Here is a 17,921-nt window from a genome sequence, read left to right as displayed (position 1 = left end):
GTCCGGCGCATGCAAGCGTGATATGAGGAACGGCATGCAAGGCGATGAGATTGCAGACCTGATCGGCCGCGTCGCGCTCGGCGACCGCAGGGCCTTTGTTGCCCTTTACAATCAGACCGGAGCGAAACTTTTTGCCATCTGCCTGCGTATCTTGAAGGATCGCACGGAAGCCGAAGAAGCTCTGCAGGAAGTCTATATCAGCATCTGGCAAAGGGCCGGAAGTTTCCAGGCAGCCACGGGTTCGCCTTCGGCATGGCTTTCGGCGATTGCCCGCAACCGGTCGATCGATGCGTTGCGGTCGCGCAAGCCCGTCGCCGACGAATTGGACAGCGCCTACGATCTTGCCGACGCCGCACCCGACCCGGAAATGCAGACCGTGACGAAGGATGAAGGAAGGCGGATTGACACCTGCATGGAAGAGTTGGAAGCTGATCGTGCGGTCGCGGTGAAACGGGCTTATGTCGAAGGGCTGAGCTATCAGGAACTGGCCGATCAGTTTGGTGTGCCGCTGAACACGATGCGGACCTGGCTCAGGCGCAGCCTGTTGAAACTGAGAGAGTGCATGGAACGATGACATCGCCCGACAAAAGCAAGGGAGACCGCTCCCGCGACGAGGTTCTCGCCGGCGAATATGTGCTCGGCGTCCTGTCGCTGCAGGACCGGAGGGTGGTGGAAGAGCGCATGCGCCACGATCGGCCCTTTGCGGCGATCGTCAGCCGCTGGGAAACCAATCTTTCCGCCTTCAATGACGAGTATGAAACCGCCGCTCCAAACCGGGAGACCTTCAAGCGGATTGAGGCACGGCTTTTCGGCGATGCTGAAAAACCGGCATCCTTTTCGCAAGGGCTCTGGAATTCGGCGGTTTTCTGGCGCTCGCTGAGTTTTGCCTGCATCGTCGTCGCCGTCAGCGCCGTCATCTTCGCCTCCGGCGTGGTGCCTGAGCCGCAGGGGCCGACACCGCTGGTGGCCTCGCTTTCCGGCCAGAACAGCGCCATCAATCTTCTTGCCTCCTACGAGCTGCAGAGCGGCCGGCTGAAGATCGTGCCGGTCGCTGCCGGCAAGCCGGAGGAGAAGTCGCTGGAACTCTGGCTGGTGCCGGGCAGCGGCCTGCCGAAATCGCTTGGCGTCTTCCAGCCGGGCGAAAGCGGCGAGCTCGTCATTCCCGCCGATCTGCGCGGCCATCTCGCCGATGGCGCAACGCTGGCCGTCAGCCTCGAACCCTTCGGCGGCTCGCCGACCGGCCAGGCGACCGGTCCGGTGATCGCCAGCGGCGCTTTACGCCGGCCATGATCGGGCGCCGGCCGCAAATCGTGTCGGCCGTAAAATCATTTTCTCCTCCCTGAAACTCTTTGGCGCGACCCCCCGTAGTTCGAAATGTCCGGACGACGCCCAGGCATAAAGCCCGCGGATGGTTTCCGGTGAGGAGAAAATCATGATCAAGTCCGTATTGCGCGGCTTCGCGCTCGCCACCGCCCTGTCGGCCGTCGCCTTTGCTGCCGCCAAGAACCCCGAAGTCGGCGGCGCGGCGATGTTCGCCACCAAGAACATCATCGAAAACGCCGTGAATTCCAAGGATCACACGACGCTGGTTGCAGCCGTCAAGGCGGCCGGCCTGGTCGGCACGCTTGAGGGTAAAGGCCCCTTCACCGTCTTTGCGCCGACCAACGAAGCTTTCGCCGCCCTGCCGAAGGGCACCGTCGAGACGCTGCTGAAGCCGGAAAACAAGGCGACGCTGACCAAGGTTCTGACCTGCCATGTGGTTGCCGCCGATGCGATGGCCAAAACCGTTGCCAAGATGATCAAGGATGACGGCGGCGAGCACGACATCAAGACCGTCGGCGGCTGCGTGCTGAAAGCCAGGGAAAGCATGGGCAAGATCACGCTGACCGACGAAAACGGCGGCGTCTCCCATGTCACGATCGCCGACGTCAAACAATCGAACGGCGTCATCCACGTCGTCGACAAGGTGCTGCTGCCGAAGATGTAAGATCGTCGGTATCGGCAGAGGCAGGGGCGACCCTTCGGGGCGTCCCTTTTATTTCCAGTTTGCGATGCCGACGGTTTCGCCGATCGCCTGGCGCAGGTCGTCCAGTCCGTCGCCCTTTTCCGACGAGGTGGACAGCACGCCGGGATAGGCGGCCGGGCGCTTGCGGATCTTGTCCGCGGTCTCGGCAAGCAGCTTCGGCACGGCGGGCGCCTTGATCTTGTCGGTCTTGGTCAGCACGATCTGATAGGAGACGGCCGCCTTGTCGAGCAGATCGAGCACGTCATCGTCGTTCTTCTTGATGCCGTGGCGGCTGTCGATCAGAACATAGACGCGCTTAAGCGTCGCGCGGCCGCGCAGATAGTCGAAAACCAGCTTGGTCCACTTGTCGACCATGTCCTTCGGCGCCTGCGCATAGCCATAGCCCGGCATGTCGACGATTGCCATCGGCGGCATGTCGCCGCTTTCGCCGGAATAGCCATCCGGAACGAAATAATTGAGCTCCTGGGTGCGCCCCGGCGTGTTCGAGGTACGCGCCAGCCCCTTCTGGCCGACCAGCGCATTGATCAGCGACGACTTGCCGACATTGGAACGGCCGGCGAATGCCACCTCAAGCGGCCCTTCCGGCGGCAGGAAGTTGAGCGACGGGACGCCGCGGATGAAGATCCATGGGTGGCCGAAGAGCGGCTTTTCGGTTTCGGGCATACGGGCTCGGCAATCCTAGGGTTCGGTCTTCAGTCGGCTTCGTGGTTTTGCGGACAGATGTCAAGCTTTGAGGTGGTCTGCGCTTCGCGCCTCGGTCCGCCCGGAAATGAAAAGCCCCGCCGGAGCGGGGCTTGAGAGCGTCATTTCGACGGCGCCGGTTTTCGCCGGAACAGGCCCTTCAGATTGTCGAAGAGTTCGACCTTGACGCCCTGGCGCTTCATGATCACCGATTGCTGCGCGACCGAGAGCGTGTTGTTCCAGGCCCAGTAGATGACGAGGCCCGCCGGGAAGCTTGCCAGCATGAACATGAACACCAGCGGCATCCAGTTGAAGATCATCGCCTGGGTCGGATCGGGCGGCGTCGGGTTCATGCGCATCTGCAGGAACATGGTAACACCCATGATCAGCGGCCAAACGCCGAGATGGAGAATGGTCGGCGCCTCGAAGGGCAGCAGGCCGAACAGATTGACGATCGTCGTCGGATCGGGGGCTGAAAGGTCCTTGATCCAGCCGAAGAACGGCGCGTGCCGCATTTCGATGGTGATGTAGATCACTTTGTAGAGCGAGAAGAAGATCGGGATCTGCAGCGCCACCGGCCAGCAGCCGGCGATCGGGTTGATCTTCTCTTCCTTGTAGAGCTGCATCGTCGCCTGCTGCAGCCCCATGCGGTCGTCGGCGAATTTCGCCTTCAGCTCCTCCATCTTCGGCTGCATGCGCTTCATGTTCGCCATCGACGCATATTGCTTGCTGGCAAGCGGGAAGAACAGCGCCTTGACGACGATGGTGGTGCACAGGATCGCCACGCCGAAATTGCCGAAGAAGCGATAGAAGAAGTCCATCAGCTTGAACATCGGCTTGGTGATGAAATAGAACCAGCCCCAGTCGATCAGCCGGTCGAACTTCGGGATCGAATAGCTGGCCTCGTAGCCGTCGATGACGGGCACTTCCTTGGCGCCGGCGAAGACCAGGTTCTTCAGCTCGATCGATTGGCCCGGCGCAACGGTGAAGGCATCGTCCTTGTAGTCGGCCTGATAGCGTGGCTGGCCGTCGGCAAAATGCGAAAAGCGCGCTTCATAGGCTGACGTCTGCGGCGGAACGATCGTCGCGGCCCAGTATTTGTCGGTGATGCCAAGCCAGCCGCCGGTGGATTTCGGCGGCATGACGGCTTCCTTCTCGGCGGCGGTATATTTGGTTTCGACGAGGCCGTCGTCGCCGATGACGCCGATGAAGCCTTCATGCAGCACGTAGACGGAGGGCGTCGTCGGCTTGTTGTAACGCGTCACGCGGCCGTAGGAAGACAGCGATACAGGAGCCTGGCCGGTATTTTCGATCTTGTCGGCGACGGTGAACATGTAGCGTTCGTCGACCGAGATGGTGCGGGTAAAGGTCAGGCCCTTGTCATTGGTATAGGAGAGCGTCACCGGGGTCTTTTCGGTGAGCTTGGCGCCTTCGGGCGCGGTCCAGAGCGTCGCGGCGCCGGGAACGCTGCCCGTCGCGTCGCTGCCGATATAGCCGAGTTCGGTGAAATAGCCGTCCTTGGTTTCCGCCGGGCTGAACAGGGTGATGGTCGGGCTCGAGTCGTCGACGGTCTCGTGGTAGCCCTTGAGCTTCAGGTCGTCGAGCCGGGCGCCGGCAAGGTTGATCGAGCCGGAAAGCGCAGGGGTATCGATGACGACGCGCGGGTTCTTGGCGAGCGCCTGTTCGAGTGTCGCCGTGGCGACGGCCTGACCGGAGGGCGCCGTGCCGCTGGTCGGAGCCGGCGTCGCGCCGTCGGCTGCGGGCTGCTGCACCTGTTCAGTCTTCTGCTGCGCCTTCTGGGCTTCCTGCGCCTTGCGCTGGGCCTCGATGCGCGGATTCATATAGAGAAACTGCCAGCCGAGGACGATCAGCACCGAGAGAGCGATCGCAATGAAGTAATTGCGGTTTTTTTCCATCATACGTTCCTGGGGCGTCCGTCTCCGGAGCGCCGGGGTTTCGGCCTGGTTTCCACGCGAAATTTCAGTTCCGCGGCCAATTCTTTGAAGGACGCCTCTAGCACGTCCCTGCGCGCGACAACCACATAGTCGTGTCCGGGCTGCATTGCAAACCCCGCATGAAGCCGCACCGCCTCTTTCAGGCGGCGGCGCATCCGGTTGCGTTCGACTGCGTTGCCATGTTTTTTGGTGACTGTGAAACCGACGCGGGCTTGGCTGTCGGGTTCCTTCCGGTCGAGGACTTCGAGAAGGAAGAGGCCGCCGCGGCGTTTTTCGCCCTCGCGAACGGCAAGAAACTGCGGGCGGCTTTTCAGCCGCCCGACTGTGTGTTTTTCTTCTTTGGTCGTCAATTCGCCCGCCATCTCTTCTCGGGCAACCCGGCCTTAAGCCGAAAGACGCTTGCGGCCCTGCGCGCGGCGGCCGGCGATGACCTTGCGGCCACCCTTGGTAGACATGCGCGCACGGAAGCCGTGGCGACGCTTGCGAACAAGCTTGGATGGTTGGTAGGTACGCTTCATTTATTTAAACACCGCGGAGTGCGGCCCTTCTTGAATTTGCATGATGCAAGGAGCGTTGTTTTTCGAACGGGCGGGCCATGAAAGGCCTGAGTGACCGGACGTGCGGCGGCTTATACGGACGAAGCCGGTGAAAGTCAATTATACCGGATGATTTCACTTCGTGCCGGTCGATCGACAAGTATTTTCGCATTCCGGTGTTAAGAAATTGGACATGCTCCGACTGGTTGTGCTTCCTCGCCGGTGCAGATCGATCGCCCGGTTTTCCAAGGCTTTTGCGCCCTTGGCAGGGCCGATATGGAAAATTTCCCCTGGCCATAATCGTAAATATTGGAAATCGAACTTTAATAAATTTCTCCGATATTCAGATCATCGGCTGGCAATTTGCTTTCCAGGCAGTGGCGTAGGTAGGAGACAGTGCATTGAAGATCCGCGGCAAAATTAATCTGCTGGTATGCGTGATGGGCTCCGTCGCGCTTCTGATCGGCGCAACGGCATTGTCGGCCATGCATGAATACAGCCGCAACCTGACGGCTTACGAGCAGGCGGCCGCCCGTGCCTATGCCGGCGAACGCCTCAACCGTTTCGTCACGGCCGTGGTGATGGAATCGCGCGGCATCTATGCGGCCAAGACGATCAAGGATACCCCGAGCTTCGCCAAGGGCCTGCTGGCCGGCCTCGACGAGATCGACAAGGTTATCGCTGGTTGGGCGCCGCTGGTTCCCGAAGACGAGAAGGGCGATTTTGCCAAGCTTACCGCCCGTGCCGCGGAATTCCGCACCTTCCGCATGGAAACGGCCCGCCTCGGCACCGAAGTCGGCCCCGAGGCCGCCAGCGCCCAGGGCAACAATGAAGCCAACCGCGCCAACCGCAAGGCGTTCCAGGCGGAGATCGACGCGGTCGTCGCCATCGATAAAGCCGCGCTGGAGACCGTCAACGCCGAGATCGAGAGCTTCCGCTCCTGGGTGCTGATGCTCGTCCTCAGCATCACCGGCGTCGGCATCGCCGCCGGCATCGGCATGGGCTTTTATATCGGCACCAGCCATCTGAGCCGCCCGATCAAGCGCGTCACGCATGCGATCAAGGCAGTCGCCGACGGCAATTTCGAGGCCGAGGTTCCCTTTGCCGGACGCCGGGACGAAATCGGCGAGATGGCCGCGGCGGTCGCGGTCTTCAAGCAGAACGGCCTTGCCGTCAAGCGCCTGAACGCCCAGGAGGCGGCGATGCGCGCCAAGAGCGACGACCTGCAGTCGAGCATGTCGGTCGTCGTCGCCGCGGCTGCGGCCGGCGATTTCAGCCACCGCATCGACAAGGACTATGAGGACGAGAACCTCAACCAGTTCGCCGGCAACATCAACACGCTGCTGTCGAGCGTCGATGCCGGCATCGGCGAGACCCGCCGCGTCATCGCAAGCCTTGCCGAGGGCGACCTCACCCAGACGATGCGCGGCAGCTTCCAGGGCGCCTTCGCCGAGCTGCAGCAGAACGTCAACAATACCTTCGTCACCCTGCAGGCGACGATGCGCGAGGTGCGCGAGACGACGGAGGCGATGAACGGCAACACCGCCGAGCTGCGCAATGCCAGCGACGACCTGTCGAAGCGCACCGAGCAGCAGGCGGCCGCCCTCGAACAGACCTCGGCAGCGCTCGATCAGATCACCGCCGTCGTCCAGAACTCCACCGAGCGGGCGCATGAAGCAACCGTCATGGTCTCCGAAGCCAAGGACAAGTCGGGCGCTTCCGGCGTCGTCGTGCGCAACGCCGTCGAGGCCATGGGCCGCATCGAGCAGGCCTCGCGCGAAATCAGCCAGATCATCAACGTCATCGATGAGATCGCCTTCCAGACCAATTTGCTGGCGCTGAACGCCGGCGTCGAGGCGGCACGCGCCGGTGAGGCCGGGAAGGGCTTTGCGGTCGTCGCGCAGGAAGTGCGCGAACTCGCCCAGCGCTCGGCAACGGCCGCCAAGGACATCAAGGCGTTGATCACCAAGTCGGGCGACGAGGTGCAGGTCGGCGTCAAGCTGGTGCAGGCGACCGGCGAGGCACTGGCGGAAATCGGCACCCGTGTCATCGCCATCAACGACCATATCCACTCGATCGCCACGGCTGCGACCGAGCAGTCGACCGGCCTCAAGGAAGTCAATACCGCCGTCAACCAGATGGACCAGGTGACCCAGCAGAATGCCGCCATGGTGGAGGAGACCTCCGCCGCCACCCACAGGCTTTCGGCCGAAGCCGGTGGGCTGGTCAGCCTCATTGCCCGCTTCAAACTGGCCGATGACACCAGGGCACCGGTGGCGCTCGTTCGCAACGAGCCGCAAAGACCGGTCGCCTCTCCCGCCCGCCGCGCCATCGCCAAGGTCGCCCGCGCCTTCGGCGGCAATGCGGCGGCGGCAGAGCAGAGCTGGGAAGAGTTCTGATCCTTATTGATCACTCGCCATTTTAACGCCGCCTCCGGGCGGCGTTAGTTTTTCTGCCCGGTGCGCGCTGGGCAAAGACCCCGCCCCAAACCCCTCCCCATAAGGGGGAGGGGCTTAACCTGTCGCACCGGCGCTTTCCACTTCATCGTCTCATCCGCGGAAAGGCTGATATTTGCTGCGCGGGGCGCCGCAAATTAGTCCCTCCCCCTTGTGGGGAGGGGTTGGGGAGGGGCATTCACTCCTCTCGGGCGGCGTTTTCTTTGTGACGACATGACGCTGCCCGCAAAGATTTGAAAGCGGAGCCTTTTGGTCTAATATAGAGACCCAGGGCATGATGCCGAAAAGTGTGAGCGGTTTTCGGACGACATCATGCGCTAGCTAAAGAATCGAGAACAGGATTGGTTGCGGGTCGACCGGCCTGAAACCAATCCTGTTCTAGATGGGGGCGGCTGCAGTGCTGCCGATCGGGCGAGACGAGAATGCCGGTACAAGATCAGGGCGACAATCCTTCGGCGGAAATCCCCGCGGCCGGCGAGGCGGTCAGGGCGCCGTGCCCGTCTGCTGGCATGTTCGGTGGATTGTCGGGCAAGCTGCTCTGGCTCACCGTCGTCTTTATCATGCTCGCCGAAATCCTGATTTTCTTCCCCTCGGTCGCCAGCATGCGCATACGCTGGCTGCAGGACAGGCTGAACACGGCCGCTGCCGCCGCGATCGTCATCGATGGACTGCAGCCGGTCGAGCTGCCGCGGGCGCTGCAGAAGGAGACGCTGGAGGCGACCGGCACCAAGGCGATCGTGCTGCGCAAGGACGGTACCTCGCGGCTCTTGGCGACGACCGACATGCCGACCTCGGTCGATGAAGCCTATGATCTCACCGATGTGCCGCCGGCAACGGCGATACGCGATGCGCTCGACACCTTGATCTTCGGCGGCGGCAGGATGATCCGCGTCTACGGCCCCGTCGGCGACACCAATACCGGCGTCGAGGTGGTGATGAAGGACAGGCAGCTGCGCACGGCGATGTTTGCCTATTCCCGCAACGTTCTGCTGCTGTCGGTGCTGATCTCGCTCTTTACCGCGACGCTGATCTTTTTTGCAATCAACCGCATCCTGATCGGCCCTATCCGCCGGCTGACCGGCAGCATGCAGCAATTCTCCTCCGATCCCGAGAACCCCGCCCATATTTACATCGGCGATGGCGGCCGCGACGAACTGGCGGTCGCCGGCCGCAACCTCACCTCGATGCAGATGGAGCTGCAGAAGACGCTGAAGCAGCAGAAGAACCTCGCCGCGCTCGGCCTCGCCGTCTCCAAGATCAATCACGACATGCGCAATATCCTGGCCTCGGCGCAGCTGATGTCGGACCGGCTGGTCGATGTCGACGATCCGATGGTGAAAAGCTTCGCCCCGAAGCTCCTGCGCACCATCGATCGCGCCGTCGGTTATACCACCGAGGTGCTGTCATACGGCAAGGCGAGCGAATCCGCCCCGCGCCGCCGCCATATCCTGCTTTTGGAACTCACCCAGGACGTCAAGGACATGCTCGCGATCGATCCGCAAAGCGGCATCGAATTCACCGAGCAGATCGGCGCCGATCTCAAGGTCGATGCCGATGGCGAGCAGCTGTTCCGGGTTATCCACAATCTCTGCCGCAACGCGCTGCAGGCGCTGATGGCGCCGGGCGAGGGTGCCCCGGGCGCGGTCAGACGCATCACCGTCGCCGCCCAGCGCGTCGGCAGCGTCGTCAGCATCACCGTGGATGATACCGGGCCCGGCATGCCTCTCAAGGCGCGCCAGAACCTCTTTGCCGCCTTCCGCGGCTCCGCCCGCTCCGGCGGCACCGGCCTCGGCCTTACGATCGCCCGCGAGTTGGTGCTCGCCCATGGCGGCACGATCGCGCTTGTGGAAAAACCGACTGTCGGAACCCAGTTCCGCATCGAGATCCCCGATCGCCCGGTTTCGTTGGAGGATTATCGCAGCCGGACGCACCTTGAGAAGTGACCGGATTTGGAAAGCCGCGGCCGCAAATTTTTAAACGGCGATTTTTTCAGAAATGCTCTTGCATTGTCCCGAAGGACGCTTTAGAGGATCGCCCACGCAAGCGGCACCGCCGCAGTTGCACGCACCCGTAGCTCAGCTGGATAGAGCACCAGACTACGAATCTGGGGGTCAGGAGTTCGAATCTCTTCGGGTGCGCCATTTCCTCTTTTTCATTGCAAGACTATGTTAAGGCCTTGAACGGGAAGCTCAAATCCGCCGTTCTAAATCCTTCATTCCGCTTATAACTTAGCCTATCGGCGAAGCTTAGTTTCAGCACCGCGCGGCGATTTTCCAATCTCCCACAATTCCCTGAACATCGAAGCCCAGGCAGGACTTCAGATTTTCTTGGCGATACCGCCGCGATATGGCAGAATGAACACATGAAGAACAACGTAGATATTTCCGACGATCTTAGCCGTCGCATCGACATGCTGGCAGAGCGTTCAACCTTGACACGCAGCCAGATTATCGAAGACGCGCTTTCCCATGGTCGCTCTCTTGCGTGGCAGGAAAAATGGATCGCGGGCGTTCAGGCGGGGATCGAAGACGCCGACAGAGGCAACTTCGCCACGGATGAAGAAATTGCCGCCGTGCTGAACAAATACAGTCAGGCATAACAGCCCCGTGCGCCTTGTCTGGACGAAACGCTATCTCCAAGAGCTTGCAGACATCAACGATTATATCGGCGAGAGAAACCCGCGCGCCGCGGCGCGCGTCGTCAATGACATTCATTCAAAGACGGAGAAGCTTTTATCCGCCAATCCCTTCATAGGGCGTGCCGGGGAAATCAGAGGAACTCGCGAGCTTGTTATTCCGGCAACGCCTTACATCGTTGCCTACCGCGTTCGAGACGACCATATCGAAGTTCTGTTCGTCCAGCACGGCGCGCGTGAGTGGCCGGACGAGGTCTAATCGTCCTGGCAATGCGCCGACGAAATCAGCGTGCGACGCTTCATCCCCGCCATCAAGTGATAGCGTACTTCCCTGGTCCCTCGAAGGAGCTATGTCCGTTGATAGGGGAAGAAAGCTGATGCGAGGCGAGGAAGTTTGCCGTGGCAATTTCAGATTTATTGACGGTCTCCAACCAACATGGATTTCCCTTGCCGGACTTTCAGAACGGCGATGAAATCAGGTTTCCCGCCGCTTTGGTGTCGGCATTGCTTGATCGGTTTACAAAATCGGGAGACGCCGTCTTCGATCCCTTCGTGGGCTTGGGAACGACCTTCTTTGTTTGTGAGCAGAGGGGGAGAATCCCCTATGGGATAGAAGCCGACCGGCAGAGATATGAATGGGTCAGGGAACGCATAACGGCAAAGGATCATCTCTTCTGCGTGATAGCGCGGAGCTGGCAGCCTTCGATTTTCCCGAGATGGATTTTTGCATCACATCGCCGCCATACATGCCCCATTGGCATAAATGGAACCCGCTTTATAACGGCGATCCGGGTTATGACGGCTATGACGTTTATCTCAAAAGAATGCAGGAAATATACGGCCGGATCTGCAAACGCATGAAGACAAACGCTTACCTTATCGTTCAGGCCGACAATCTGACCAACGAACAATTCTCTCCCCTTGTCTGGGATCTAGGAAGAGCTTTATCGGAGCTCATGACGCTCGAGGGGAAAATTATGGTGAATTGGTCTGAAGCAGTCGAAAGCGGCAACCGATTTACCCAGTGCCTCGTGTTTAAGAATGCAAGCGGATAAAAAGTTCGCCGCGATGGCCGCTCCATCCTCTGCCCCAAGGCGGCGAGGCGAAAAACTATTGCTCGGCCGGGAAGTCCCTTTCATAGGCTTCCCTTTCTTCCTTCCCAGAGGCGGATGAGTAATAGCCACTGCAGATCAGATAAGAGCATTCATCCGGGTCGCCCATTTCCCATCCCGGCAGGCAGGTGACCACGCGCTGGAATTTTTCATTGCAAAGGCCGTGGTTTGCCAAGAGCCGCGGCTCGTTTCCGAAATACGCGCTTATGGCTTTCTGGCGAGTCCATGCAGGAACGACTTTCCAATCAGCGGCGCCGCCCTCAGCGCTGACATTGCCGGTCGCACAGAGCGACCAGTTGGAAATCACGATCGGCTGATCGCAGGGATAAGCCTGGACGGCGCTTCCCAGCAGGATCGAAACCAACGCCAGTAGTCGCTGGCCATAGACCATCGCGCTCTGCTTCCTCATGCCGATCTTCCGCATCCTGGTCTCCACCGCGTGCAATTTCCTGTCCCTGACGGGATCAGGTGATCTCAAAAGACGCCCTAAGATTTTTTTCCTAGTTCATGAAACGTTCTTACGCTGGATTGCTGGCCGTTGCAACCATGGAATGTTGAATGTCGAAGAATATGTGGCGATTGGCGATGTGGACGCTGGGCCGGTCTTTCCAACAGCACGCGTGAAAGACAACAAAAGCCACACCAATGCCGGAAGCCGCTGGCTCGTGCCTCTTAGTAGAGGCAACGAGCCTAACAGAGCCCCAATTGCCCTGACCCTACTCCTTGATCGGGATGCCGGCTTCGATGGCAGCTTCGATAAAGGCCTGCCGCGCTTCCTCCCGGTTTCGTTTGCCCGACATCACATCGGCGCAAACCGCGCACGCCCGATCGAGCGCCGGGCCCTCCTCGGTCGGCCAGTCTTCGACCAACGCCCATGTTGCGGCCTGGGTCGTCTGGATGACCACCCACTGATCCGGGCCGTCAAGGGCGAGTGTTACCGGCTTCTTCCAAATGGTTTGCATTGTCTCAGGATCTCCGCTGCGTGCTCTCTGCCGCCTCCTCACATAAGGCGGTTTATCCCGCGTGGCGAGGCGACGGCTTGAACGAGATGTTTTTTCCAGCAACGCCGACTGTAGCTTATGCGGCGCCTCTCAAAAATCCTGGGCGAATTCGCACGCCAGCAATGTCTTGCCTGGCAAGGCATCCCCCTGGCGGGCGACGATGGAAACTTTTCCAGGCCTGGCAAGTCCCGGTTCGGGCTGCTGATCGGCTGGAAGCTCGCGCGAATAGCCCTTGGTGGAGGTTCCAAGCAGGTCCGAGGTCTCCGGCTTCAACCCGTATTTTTTCGCCAGATCGTCAGCGCGTTGGCCTTCGACCAGAATTCCGACCGCATTGCTGGCAAAGAAAACCTCTGTCGACTTGAAGCCGTCGCGGCCGATCTGGCTCGGGATCTTGTAGATCGCCGCACCGAGCGACGAGGTGTCCGGCTTGGCCAGAGCTTCCGCGGCATCATAGATTTCGGTTGCCGATGTCATCGAATAGGGCGGCTTGCACAGGGCGGCATCGAAGAACTTTTTATTGGCCGTATCGGCCATAAGATCTTCAATCTGAAATGTCGCAAAAACGATGCTGAGAGAGAAAGCGGCGAAGCGAATGAACTGGGCGTTGCGCATGTGATATTCCTGAAAATAGCTCTGGTCGCATTCGGCGCGAGTTTCATATTGCTTACGGGATTCGCAGAGGCTGTACCACCTTGAGTTTAGCCTTTTGTCTTTTCAAAAGTGCTGCCAAATGCTTGGATGAAGGTCGCTGTCGCGGATTGTCCAGCAAAATGCTTTTCACTCGCTCGGGGAAGGTGATAACATCAGGCTATGCCTGCACCAAAGACCCAACCGCTCGATATTGACGCGCATTTGCAAGCGCGTCTTGGCGTCCTTGCCAAAAAGCAAGGCGCTTCGCTTGCAGATTTCGCTGAAAGCGTGCTGCGTTCCTACGCCGATGAAGCGGAGCGCGCAATTAGCGAACAGGCTGAGGATGAAGCGCGCTGGCAGCGTTATCTAGAAACCGGAGTTTCGGTGCCGTTCGAGGCAGTCCGAGCCAAACTGCGCGGTTTTGCCGCCGAAGCCGCTCGTAAAGCGGACCCGCAATGAAATTCGTTTTCCTGCCGGAGGCAGAAGACGACATTGAGCGGCTTTATGGATTCTTGGTAGGACAAGCCAATCCTTTAGCCGCTCAAAAGGCCATGCTCGCAATTGACGAGGGCATCCAGATGCTTCTGGAGAACCCCTATATCGGTATTCGGATGGAAGACCGTTCGCACTACCGTCAGCTCTTTGTTCCTTTTGGCAGAAGCGCCTACATTCTGCGCTATCGCCTCGATGAGGAAACAGACACGCTTGTTGTTGTGCGCGTTTGGCATGGACGGGAGAACCGTATCTAGTTTGATGGATGGGTCGGGGGCGGTTTTACGTCCGGAATTGCGTGAAAGCAAAGAGATAGAGCATCTCCGTGATTCGGAGAAAAATGGAAATGCTCTAGCTGAGCGACAGCCGTGCCGCGCACCAATGCCATACCGCGTCGACCGCCTTTCGCGGCGATGACGAGCGTTTGCGGATAAGGAAATAGTCCGGTTCGATCAGCGTCGTCGCATCCGTCACCTGCACCAGCCGCCCGGCCTCGAGATCCGCCGCCACGAACGCCCGGCAGGCCAAGGCAACACCCTGGCCGGCGAGCGCGGCATCGAGCGCCAGTGTCGTATGGTTGAACACCGCACCCGGCAGCTTCTCGCGCGATCGCAGGACGAGCGGCCAGGGGCTGACAGCGTCATGCAAAAGCGGCAGCTTGCGAAGCGCGTCGGCCGTCAGCGGAAGGGGCAGGCCCTTGACCAGATGCGGGCTGGCGACGGCGACCAGTTCCTGGCGGAACAGCAGTCGCGCCTCCAACGAGGCCGGGAAGGGCCCGCGGGTCAGCCGCACCGCAATGTCCACCTGATCGCGGTCGAAGTCCGACAGTGCCTCGGTGGCGACCGTTCGGAGCTCCACGTGGGGGAGGGCGGCTTTGAACTCGGCGAGACGCGGGATCAGCAGCTTGGCGGCAACCGTCGGGGTGACGCTGATCGTCACGGCGTCCGGCCGGGCGAGAAGCCGTCCGGTCGCCTCGCCGAGCGTGTCGAAGGCGCGGGTCACATCCGCCAGATAGGCTGCGCCTTGCGGGGTCAGAGCCAGGCCGCGTGGCAGGCGTTGAAACAACATCAGGCCGAGTTGATCTTCCAGCGCGCGGACCTGCTGCGCCACCGCACCCTGAGACACTCCCAGCTCCTCGGCGGCGGCGCGGAAATTCAACCTGCGGCCCGAGACCTCGAAGGCGCGGAGCGCATTCAGCGGCGGCAGCTTGCGGCGGGGTTGGACCATTGATTTCCGGAGACTCTCCAGTAGATTTTCTACAGTCTGACACGTTTCTTTCTGGGGCGAAAGTCGGCGCTGTCTCTGGCATACTGCTCGGCAATTCAACGATTGGAGGCTCCGATGTCTAAAGAAAAAGTCGCTCTCATCACCGCAGGCGGTTCCGGCATGGGTGCTGCCGCCGCAAGGAAGCTGGCTGCGGACGGCTATCACATTGCGGTGCTTTCCTCGTCGGGCAAGGGCGAGGCGCTCGCCAAGGAATTGGGCGGTGTCGGTGTCACCGGCTCGAACCTGGTGAATGGCGATGTGAAGCGGCTCGTCGATCTGGCGATGGGGAGATGGGGGCGGATCGATGCGCTGGTCAATTCCGCCGGCCATGGGCCGCGCGCGCCGATCCTCGAGATTACCGACGAGGACTGGCACAAGGGCATGGAGGTCTATTTCCTCAGCGCCGTGCGGCCGATCCGGTTGGTCACGCCGATCATGGAGGCCCAGGGCGGCGGCGCCATCGTCAACATCTCGACGGCATGGGCTTTCGAGCCGTCGGCGATGTTTCCCACCTCGGCCTTCGCCAGGGCGGGGCTGGCAAGCTTCACCAAGATTTTCGCCGATACCTATGCGGCGAAGAACATCCGCATGAACAATGTCCTGCCCGGCTGGATCGACAGCCTGCCCGCCACCGAGGAACGGCGCGACAGCGTACCGATGGGCCGCTACGGCACGGCCGAGGAAATCGCCGCGACCGTCGCCTTCCTGCTCTCCGAGGGCGCCGGCTACATCACCGGCCAGAACATCCGCGTCGACGGCGGCATTACCCGTTCCGTCTGAGCCAGCTCATGGAAGCAGATCATGAAGCCGCGCCGCCGAACCTCGCGGATATAGACGTTTCCGCATGGCGGGAGCTTGAAACGGCGGCGACAAGCCCGCAGTCGGGTTTCCGCTTCTTGAACCTCTGCTCGGTGGATTCAGAGGCCAGGCCGCAGGCGCGCATGGTGGTCTTGCGGCGCGCCGACGGTCCATCACGGGTTCTGGAATTTCACACCGACAGCCGCAGCCCGAAATGGCGGGAGCTTTCGACAAAACCCCATGTCACGGTCCTCGGCTTCTCCACGCAGACGCGGCTGCAGTTTCGGCTTCAGGGAACGGTCGAACTGCATGCCCCCGGTAGCGATCAGGCCAACGCCGCCTGGGACAAGCTCTCCCCCTGGACGCGGACGACCTACACCGGCGGTCCGCCGGGGGACGAGTGTGGTTTTGAGATGATCGATGAGGCGGTTCTGCCGAAGCCTCAGGATGACGCGAAGGGAAAGCCGCACTTCGGCCTGCTGATCTTTCGCGCCCGCACGCTGGACTGGTTCCAGTTGCGCCGGCAGGGCAATCGAAGGGCGCTGTTGACCTATGACGAGACGGGCGCGCTTGCGGCCTGTCGATGGGTCAATCCATGACGAGGGCTATGACATTGGGCCATGACAGGGGGCATGACACGGGGTGGGCGCGCCCTCATGGGCGCAGCCGGACGACGATCGAAGCTCCAGGGACGGGCAATTGTTCGGCCATCGCCTGCAGATCTTCCCCGTCCGTTCCCGCCAGAACAATACGGCCATCCATGATCGGCTCCCGCATCCAGGGTTCGATGACGACCTTGTCGTTGATCAGCAACTGCGTTTGCCGTCCCAATGCGGCTTGCGTGAAATCGCGGAATTTGGCGGCGCTTTCCGGCGTGAGCACGATAGTCAGCCCCCGGTCGTAAGAGATGGGGGACCGGGCGACCTCGGCGCTCTTCACCGCGAGCGCGACAGGCGCGATCGCCTCAGCCCCGGCATTGCCCGTCGCCACGGCCGTCTCTTGCGATGCCGGCGGTGAAGTCGGCGTGGAAAGCTCGTCCAGGATGCCCGGCCCGGCCTTTTCAGATGGCAGCGGCTCGATATGCAGATCGGGCATCTGCAAGACCTTGGCCGTCAGCACGGCGGGGAGCGGCAAGCGCGCCGGCATGTCGTCCCGCAATATGTGGGTGTAGGTGCGCAGCGTGAACCCGCCGGTGGTCACGCTGACGATCTCGGTGGCTTCGACCGTTGAACCATCGTCCAGCGACACGACGAATGTGGCGCTTCGGGTCTTGCCGGCGCGTTTGATGGAAGCCAGCTGATCGGCGGTAAGGTTCTTTACCCGCTCGGGAAAGGCCGCCATCATCTTTGCGATCGCCGGCTGCTGCGACTGGCTGAATGCCGCGGGATCGACGTCTTCGGACATGGAAAGGGTCGCCGAGCGCGCGGCCGCGTCGGTGGACTCAAGGGTCCAGGTCGACGCCACGGTGACATTGACGCCGCTATAATCCTCGATCCGCGACCCTGCCGCGGGCTGCCCGATCTGCATGACCTGATCCTGATAGAATTGTCCGGTCGCAAGCAGCTGCGCCTCCGGCACCAAGGCGGTGACAATCAGCAGCGGGTTTTGCTCTATCTTGCCGATGATGCCAGTGGCGCCGTTCTCCGAGGACGCGGCGGCCCCACCTGCTCCATTGATGGCCATTTCTCCCATATGCGCCAGGATCCGATCGACGCCGAACAGATTGGTGGGAAAGCCGTTCAAATCCGTTTCAAGGTCGAGCGTGCTGGTGCCATAGGCCGTCAGGGAATTCTGATAGAGCAGGTTCATCTGATAGCTGTCGGCAGTGCCGGCGGTGCCTTCCGGCAGGTCGGCGTTGAGGGACCAGCGGACGCGCATGCCGTTTTCATCCCGCGACAGAACCGTCATGCGGGGGTGAAATACGCCGCGCGTCGTCACCGAGGCGCCCGGCTTGTCGAACCAGAACGACATGTCGCTTTCGGTGGCTTTTTGCACGCTGTAGCCATGCTCGACGCCGGTCGCCGGCGCATAACCGGGGATGGTGACGCCATCCTCGGACTGTGCCGGGCCGGAGAGCGTGACGCAGACGCAAAACCAGACAAGTATTCTCCAATGCGGTAATTTCATGCTGGCTGGCCTCTGACATCCCTGCCGAGATCCTAGCAGGAAGACCTCGGTGATATAAGACTCAAAGCTAAGAATATTTTCCTAGTCTGTCGATCATGCTTGCGCTAGGTTGTACGCAATTGCAACCATGGAATGCTGAATGTCGAGCAAATTTTTCCCCGTTGGCGAGGTGATCGCCTGGGCGAGCTTCGGCCGTCGCCTGCAGA

General features: G+C 60.9%; 21 protein-coding genes, 1 tRNA gene and 1 pseudogene. 14 read left to right on the top strand and 9 right to left on the bottom strand.

Features of this window, described 5'->3' with window-relative positions; translation table 11 throughout:
• The first annotated feature begins 34 nt into the window (after nucleotides 1-34).
• The 3 genes from ATY75_RS27615 to ATY75_RS27605 all read left to right on the top strand — a co-directional run bounded on the left by ATY75_RS27615 (nucleotide 35) and on the right by ATY75_RS27605 (nucleotide 1,987).
• A complete protein-coding gene (locus ATY75_RS27615) occupies nucleotides 35-574 on the top strand; it encodes a sigma-70 family RNA polymerase sigma factor (protein WP_088939968.1) in 540 nt (179 codons plus the stop codon).
• Nucleotides 571-1,290, top strand: coding sequence for an anti-sigma factor (locus tag ATY75_RS27610; RefSeq protein ID WP_088939967.1), 720 nt, complete (start codon nucleotides 571-573; stop codon nucleotides 1,288-1,290). Before ATY75_RS27615 ends, ATY75_RS27610 begins: the two co-directional genes overlap by 4 nt.
• 142 nt (nucleotides 1,291-1,432) lie before the next feature.
• The gene (locus tag ATY75_RS27605) at nucleotides 1,433-1,987 is read left to right on the top strand and encodes a fasciclin domain-containing protein (protein ID WP_088939966.1); all 555 of its coding nucleotides are present in this window, start codon (nucleotides 1,433-1,435) and stop codon (nucleotides 1,985-1,987) included.
• 48 nt (nucleotides 1,988-2,035) lie between these two features.
• Here ATY75_RS27605 and yihA read toward each other — a convergent pair whose 3' ends face one another.
• The 4 genes from yihA to rpmH form a co-directional block, all read right to left on the bottom strand.
• Nucleotides 2,036-2,689, bottom strand: coding sequence for a ribosome biogenesis GTP-binding protein YihA/YsxC (yihA, locus tag ATY75_RS27600; protein WP_088939965.1), 654 nt, complete (start codon nucleotides 2,687-2,689; stop codon nucleotides 2,036-2,038).
• Between the two features lie 140 nt (nucleotides 2,690-2,829).
• Entirely contained in the window at nucleotides 2,830-4,623 is a 1,794-nt protein-coding gene (yidC, locus tag ATY75_RS27595) for a membrane protein insertase YidC (protein WP_088939964.1), read from the bottom strand.
• Complete coding sequence (rnpA, locus tag ATY75_RS27590) at nucleotides 4,623-5,024, bottom strand: ribonuclease P protein component (RefSeq protein ID WP_088939963.1); 402 nt, start codon at nucleotides 5,022-5,024, stop codon at nucleotides 4,623-4,625. The genes yidC and rnpA overlap by 1 nt, the downstream gene beginning before the upstream one ends.
• A 21-nt stretch (nucleotides 5,025-5,045) precedes the next feature.
• Entirely contained in the window at nucleotides 5,046-5,180 is a 135-nt protein-coding gene (gene rpmH / locus ATY75_RS27585) for a 50S ribosomal protein L34 (protein WP_003570740.1), read from the bottom strand.
• Nucleotides 5,181-5,599: 419 nt separating this feature from the next.
• Here rpmH and ATY75_RS27580 point away from each other — a divergent pair, with 419 nt between their 5' ends.
• The 7 genes and pseudogenes from ATY75_RS27580 to ATY75_RS35265 all read left to right on the top strand — a co-directional run bounded on the left by ATY75_RS27580 (nucleotide 5,600) and on the right by ATY75_RS35265 (nucleotide 11,344).
• Entirely contained in the window at nucleotides 5,600-7,597 is a 1,998-nt protein-coding gene (locus tag ATY75_RS27580) for a methyl-accepting chemotaxis protein (protein WP_088939962.1), read from the top strand.
• 479 nt (nucleotides 7,598-8,076) lie between these two features.
• Complete coding sequence (locus tag ATY75_RS27575; protein WP_088939961.1) at nucleotides 8,077-9,597, top strand: HAMP domain-containing sensor histidine kinase; 1,521 nt, start codon at nucleotides 8,077-8,079, stop codon at nucleotides 9,595-9,597.
• Between the two features lie 121 nt (nucleotides 9,598-9,718).
• A tRNA-Arg gene (locus ATY75_RS27570) sits at nucleotides 9,719-9,795 on the top strand.
• Between the two features lie 221 nt (nucleotides 9,796-10,016).
• Nucleotides 10,017-10,253: a ribbon-helix-helix protein, CopG family gene (locus ATY75_RS27560; protein ID WP_088939960.1), complete on the top strand. Its 237-nt coding sequence runs from the start codon at nucleotides 10,017-10,019 to the stop codon at nucleotides 10,251-10,253.
• A gap of 7 nt (nucleotides 10,254-10,260) precedes the next feature.
• Nucleotides 10,261-10,548, top strand: a complete 288-nt coding sequence (locus tag ATY75_RS27555) for a type II toxin-antitoxin system RelE/ParE family toxin (protein ID WP_088939959.1) — start codon at nucleotides 10,261-10,263, stop codon at nucleotides 10,546-10,548.
• A gap of 140 nt (nucleotides 10,549-10,688) precedes the next feature.
• Nucleotides 10,689-10,865, top strand: a pseudogene (locus tag ATY75_RS35615) (DNA methyltransferase); the annotation flags it as partial.
• Between the two features lie 59 nt (nucleotides 10,866-10,924).
• Complete coding sequence (locus ATY75_RS35265) at nucleotides 10,925-11,344, top strand: hypothetical protein (RefSeq protein ID WP_245317649.1); 420 nt, start codon at nucleotides 10,925-10,927, stop codon at nucleotides 11,342-11,344.
• A gap of 55 nt (nucleotides 11,345-11,399) precedes the next feature.
• On the opposite strand, the gene ATY75_RS27545 is transcribed toward ATY75_RS35265, so the two are convergent.
• The 3 genes from ATY75_RS27545 to ATY75_RS27535 all read right to left on the bottom strand — a co-directional run bounded on the left by ATY75_RS27545 (nucleotide 11,400) and on the right by ATY75_RS27535 (nucleotide 13,014).
• Entirely contained in the window at nucleotides 11,400-11,825 is a 426-nt protein-coding gene (locus ATY75_RS27545; protein WP_088939958.1) for a hypothetical protein, read from the bottom strand.
• 292 nt (nucleotides 11,826-12,117) lie between these two features.
• Nucleotides 12,118-12,363, bottom strand: coding sequence for a DUF982 domain-containing protein (locus ATY75_RS27540; RefSeq protein WP_064836199.1), 246 nt, complete (start codon nucleotides 12,361-12,363; stop codon nucleotides 12,118-12,120).
• A 129-nt stretch (nucleotides 12,364-12,492) separates the two neighbouring features.
• Entirely contained in the window at nucleotides 12,493-13,014 is a 522-nt protein-coding gene (locus ATY75_RS27535; protein ID WP_088939957.1) for a hypothetical protein, read from the bottom strand.
• A 198-nt stretch (nucleotides 13,015-13,212) separates the two neighbouring features.
• On the opposite strand from ATY75_RS27535, the gene ATY75_RS27530 reads away from it, so the two are divergent.
• Nucleotides 13,213-13,491 (top strand): hypothetical protein, encoded by a 279-nt coding sequence (locus ATY75_RS27530; protein WP_088939956.1) that lies wholly within the window; start codon nucleotides 13,213-13,215, stop codon nucleotides 13,489-13,491.
• A complete protein-coding gene (locus tag ATY75_RS27525) occupies nucleotides 13,488-13,781 on the top strand; it encodes a type II toxin-antitoxin system RelE/ParE family toxin (protein WP_088939955.1) in 294 nt (97 codons plus the stop codon). Before ATY75_RS27530 ends, ATY75_RS27525 begins: the two co-directional genes overlap by 4 nt.
• Nucleotides 13,782-13,875: 94 nt before the next feature.
• On the opposite strand, the gene ATY75_RS27520 is transcribed toward ATY75_RS27525, so the two are convergent.
• The gene (locus ATY75_RS27520; protein WP_088939954.1) at nucleotides 13,876-14,751 is read right to left on the bottom strand and encodes a LysR substrate-binding domain-containing protein; all 876 of its coding nucleotides are present in this window, start codon (nucleotides 14,749-14,751) and stop codon (nucleotides 13,876-13,878) included.
• 114 nt (nucleotides 14,752-14,865) lie between these two features.
• Between ATY75_RS27520 and ATY75_RS27515 the strand changes: the two genes are divergently transcribed.
• Nucleotides 14,866-15,570 carry an SDR family oxidoreductase gene (locus ATY75_RS27515; protein WP_088939953.1) on the top strand — a complete coding sequence of 235 codons (705 nt, stop codon included), beginning with the start codon at nucleotides 14,866-14,868 and terminating at the stop codon, nucleotides 15,568-15,570.
• A gap of 8 nt (nucleotides 15,571-15,578) precedes the next feature.
• Nucleotides 15,579-16,187 (top strand): pyridoxamine 5'-phosphate oxidase family protein, encoded by a 609-nt coding sequence (locus tag ATY75_RS27510; RefSeq protein ID WP_088939952.1) that lies wholly within the window; start codon nucleotides 15,579-15,581, stop codon nucleotides 16,185-16,187.
• Nucleotides 16,188-16,242: 55 nt separating this feature from the next.
• On the opposite strand, the gene ATY75_RS27505 is transcribed toward ATY75_RS27510, so the two are convergent.
• Nucleotides 16,243-17,715: a hypothetical protein gene (locus ATY75_RS27505; RefSeq protein WP_088939951.1), complete on the bottom strand. Its 1,473-nt coding sequence runs from the start codon at nucleotides 17,713-17,715 to the stop codon at nucleotides 16,243-16,245.
• Between the last annotated feature and the right edge of the window lie 206 nt (nucleotides 17,716-17,921).

The sequence above is a fragment of the Rhizobium sp. N122 genome (assembly GCF_002211295.1).
Classification (GTDB): Bacteria; Pseudomonadota; Alphaproteobacteria; order Rhizobiales; family Rhizobiaceae; genus Rhizobium.
This window is presented reverse-complemented; position numbering and strand designations above follow the sequence as displayed.

Excerpts from the sequence above, each read along its gene's own strand:
- ATY75_RS27605 (WP_088939966.1), top strand. The coding sequence starts at position 1,433 with ATGATCAAGTCCGTATTGCGCGGCTTCGCGCTCGCCACCGCCCTGTCG.
- ATY75_RS27505 (WP_088939951.1), bottom strand. The coding sequence starts at position 17,715 with ATGAAATTACCGCATTGGAGAATACTTGTCTGGTTTTGCGTCTGCGTC.
- ATY75_RS27515 (WP_088939953.1), top strand. The coding sequence starts at position 14,866 with ATGTCTAAAGAAAAAGTCGCTCTCATCACCGCAGGCGGTTCCGGCATG.
- ATY75_RS27545 (WP_088939958.1), bottom strand. The coding sequence starts at position 11,825 with ATGCGGAAGATCGGCATGAGGAAGCAGAGCGCGATGGTCTATGGCCAG.
- yidC (WP_088939964.1), bottom strand. The coding sequence starts at position 4,623 with ATGGAAAAAAACCGCAATTACTTCATTGCGATCGCTCTCTCGGTGCTG.
- rpmH (WP_003570740.1), bottom strand. The coding sequence starts at position 5,180 with ATGAAGCGTACCTACCAACCATCCAAGCTTGTTCGCAAGCGTCGCCAC.
- ATY75_RS27530 (WP_088939956.1), top strand. The coding sequence starts at position 13,213 with ATGCCTGCACCAAAGACCCAACCGCTCGATATTGACGCGCATTTGCAA.
- rnpA (WP_088939963.1), bottom strand. The coding sequence starts at position 5,024 with ATGGCGGGCGAATTGACGACCAAAGAAGAAAAACACACAGTCGGGCGG.
- ATY75_RS27575 (WP_088939961.1), top strand. The coding sequence starts at position 8,077 with ATGCCGGTACAAGATCAGGGCGACAATCCTTCGGCGGAAATCCCCGCG.
- yihA (WP_088939965.1), bottom strand. The coding sequence starts at position 2,689 with ATGCCCGAAACCGAAAAGCCGCTCTTCGGCCACCCATGGATCTTCATC.
- ATY75_RS27560 (WP_088939960.1), top strand. The coding sequence starts at position 10,017 with ATGAAGAACAACGTAGATATTTCCGACGATCTTAGCCGTCGCATCGAC.
- ATY75_RS27510 (WP_088939952.1), top strand. The coding sequence starts at position 15,579 with ATGGAAGCAGATCATGAAGCCGCGCCGCCGAACCTCGCGGATATAGAC.
- ATY75_RS27615 (WP_088939968.1), top strand. The coding sequence starts at position 35 with ATGCAAGGCGATGAGATTGCAGACCTGATCGGCCGCGTCGCGCTCGGC.
- ATY75_RS27540 (WP_064836199.1), bottom strand. The coding sequence starts at position 12,363 with ATGCAAACCATTTGGAAGAAGCCGGTAACACTCGCCCTTGACGGCCCG.
- ATY75_RS27535 (WP_088939957.1), bottom strand. The coding sequence starts at position 13,014 with ATGCGCAACGCCCAGTTCATTCGCTTCGCCGCTTTCTCTCTCAGCATC.
- ATY75_RS27610 (WP_088939967.1), top strand. The coding sequence starts at position 571 with ATGACATCGCCCGACAAAAGCAAGGGAGACCGCTCCCGCGACGAGGTT.
- ATY75_RS35265 (WP_245317649.1), top strand. The coding sequence starts at position 10,925 with ATGGGTCAGGGAACGCATAACGGCAAAGGATCATCTCTTCTGCGTGAT.
- ATY75_RS27520 (WP_088939954.1), bottom strand. The coding sequence starts at position 14,751 with ATGGTCCAACCCCGCCGCAAGCTGCCGCCGCTGAATGCGCTCCGCGCC.
- ATY75_RS27525 (WP_088939955.1), top strand. The coding sequence starts at position 13,488 with ATGAAATTCGTTTTCCTGCCGGAGGCAGAAGACGACATTGAGCGGCTT.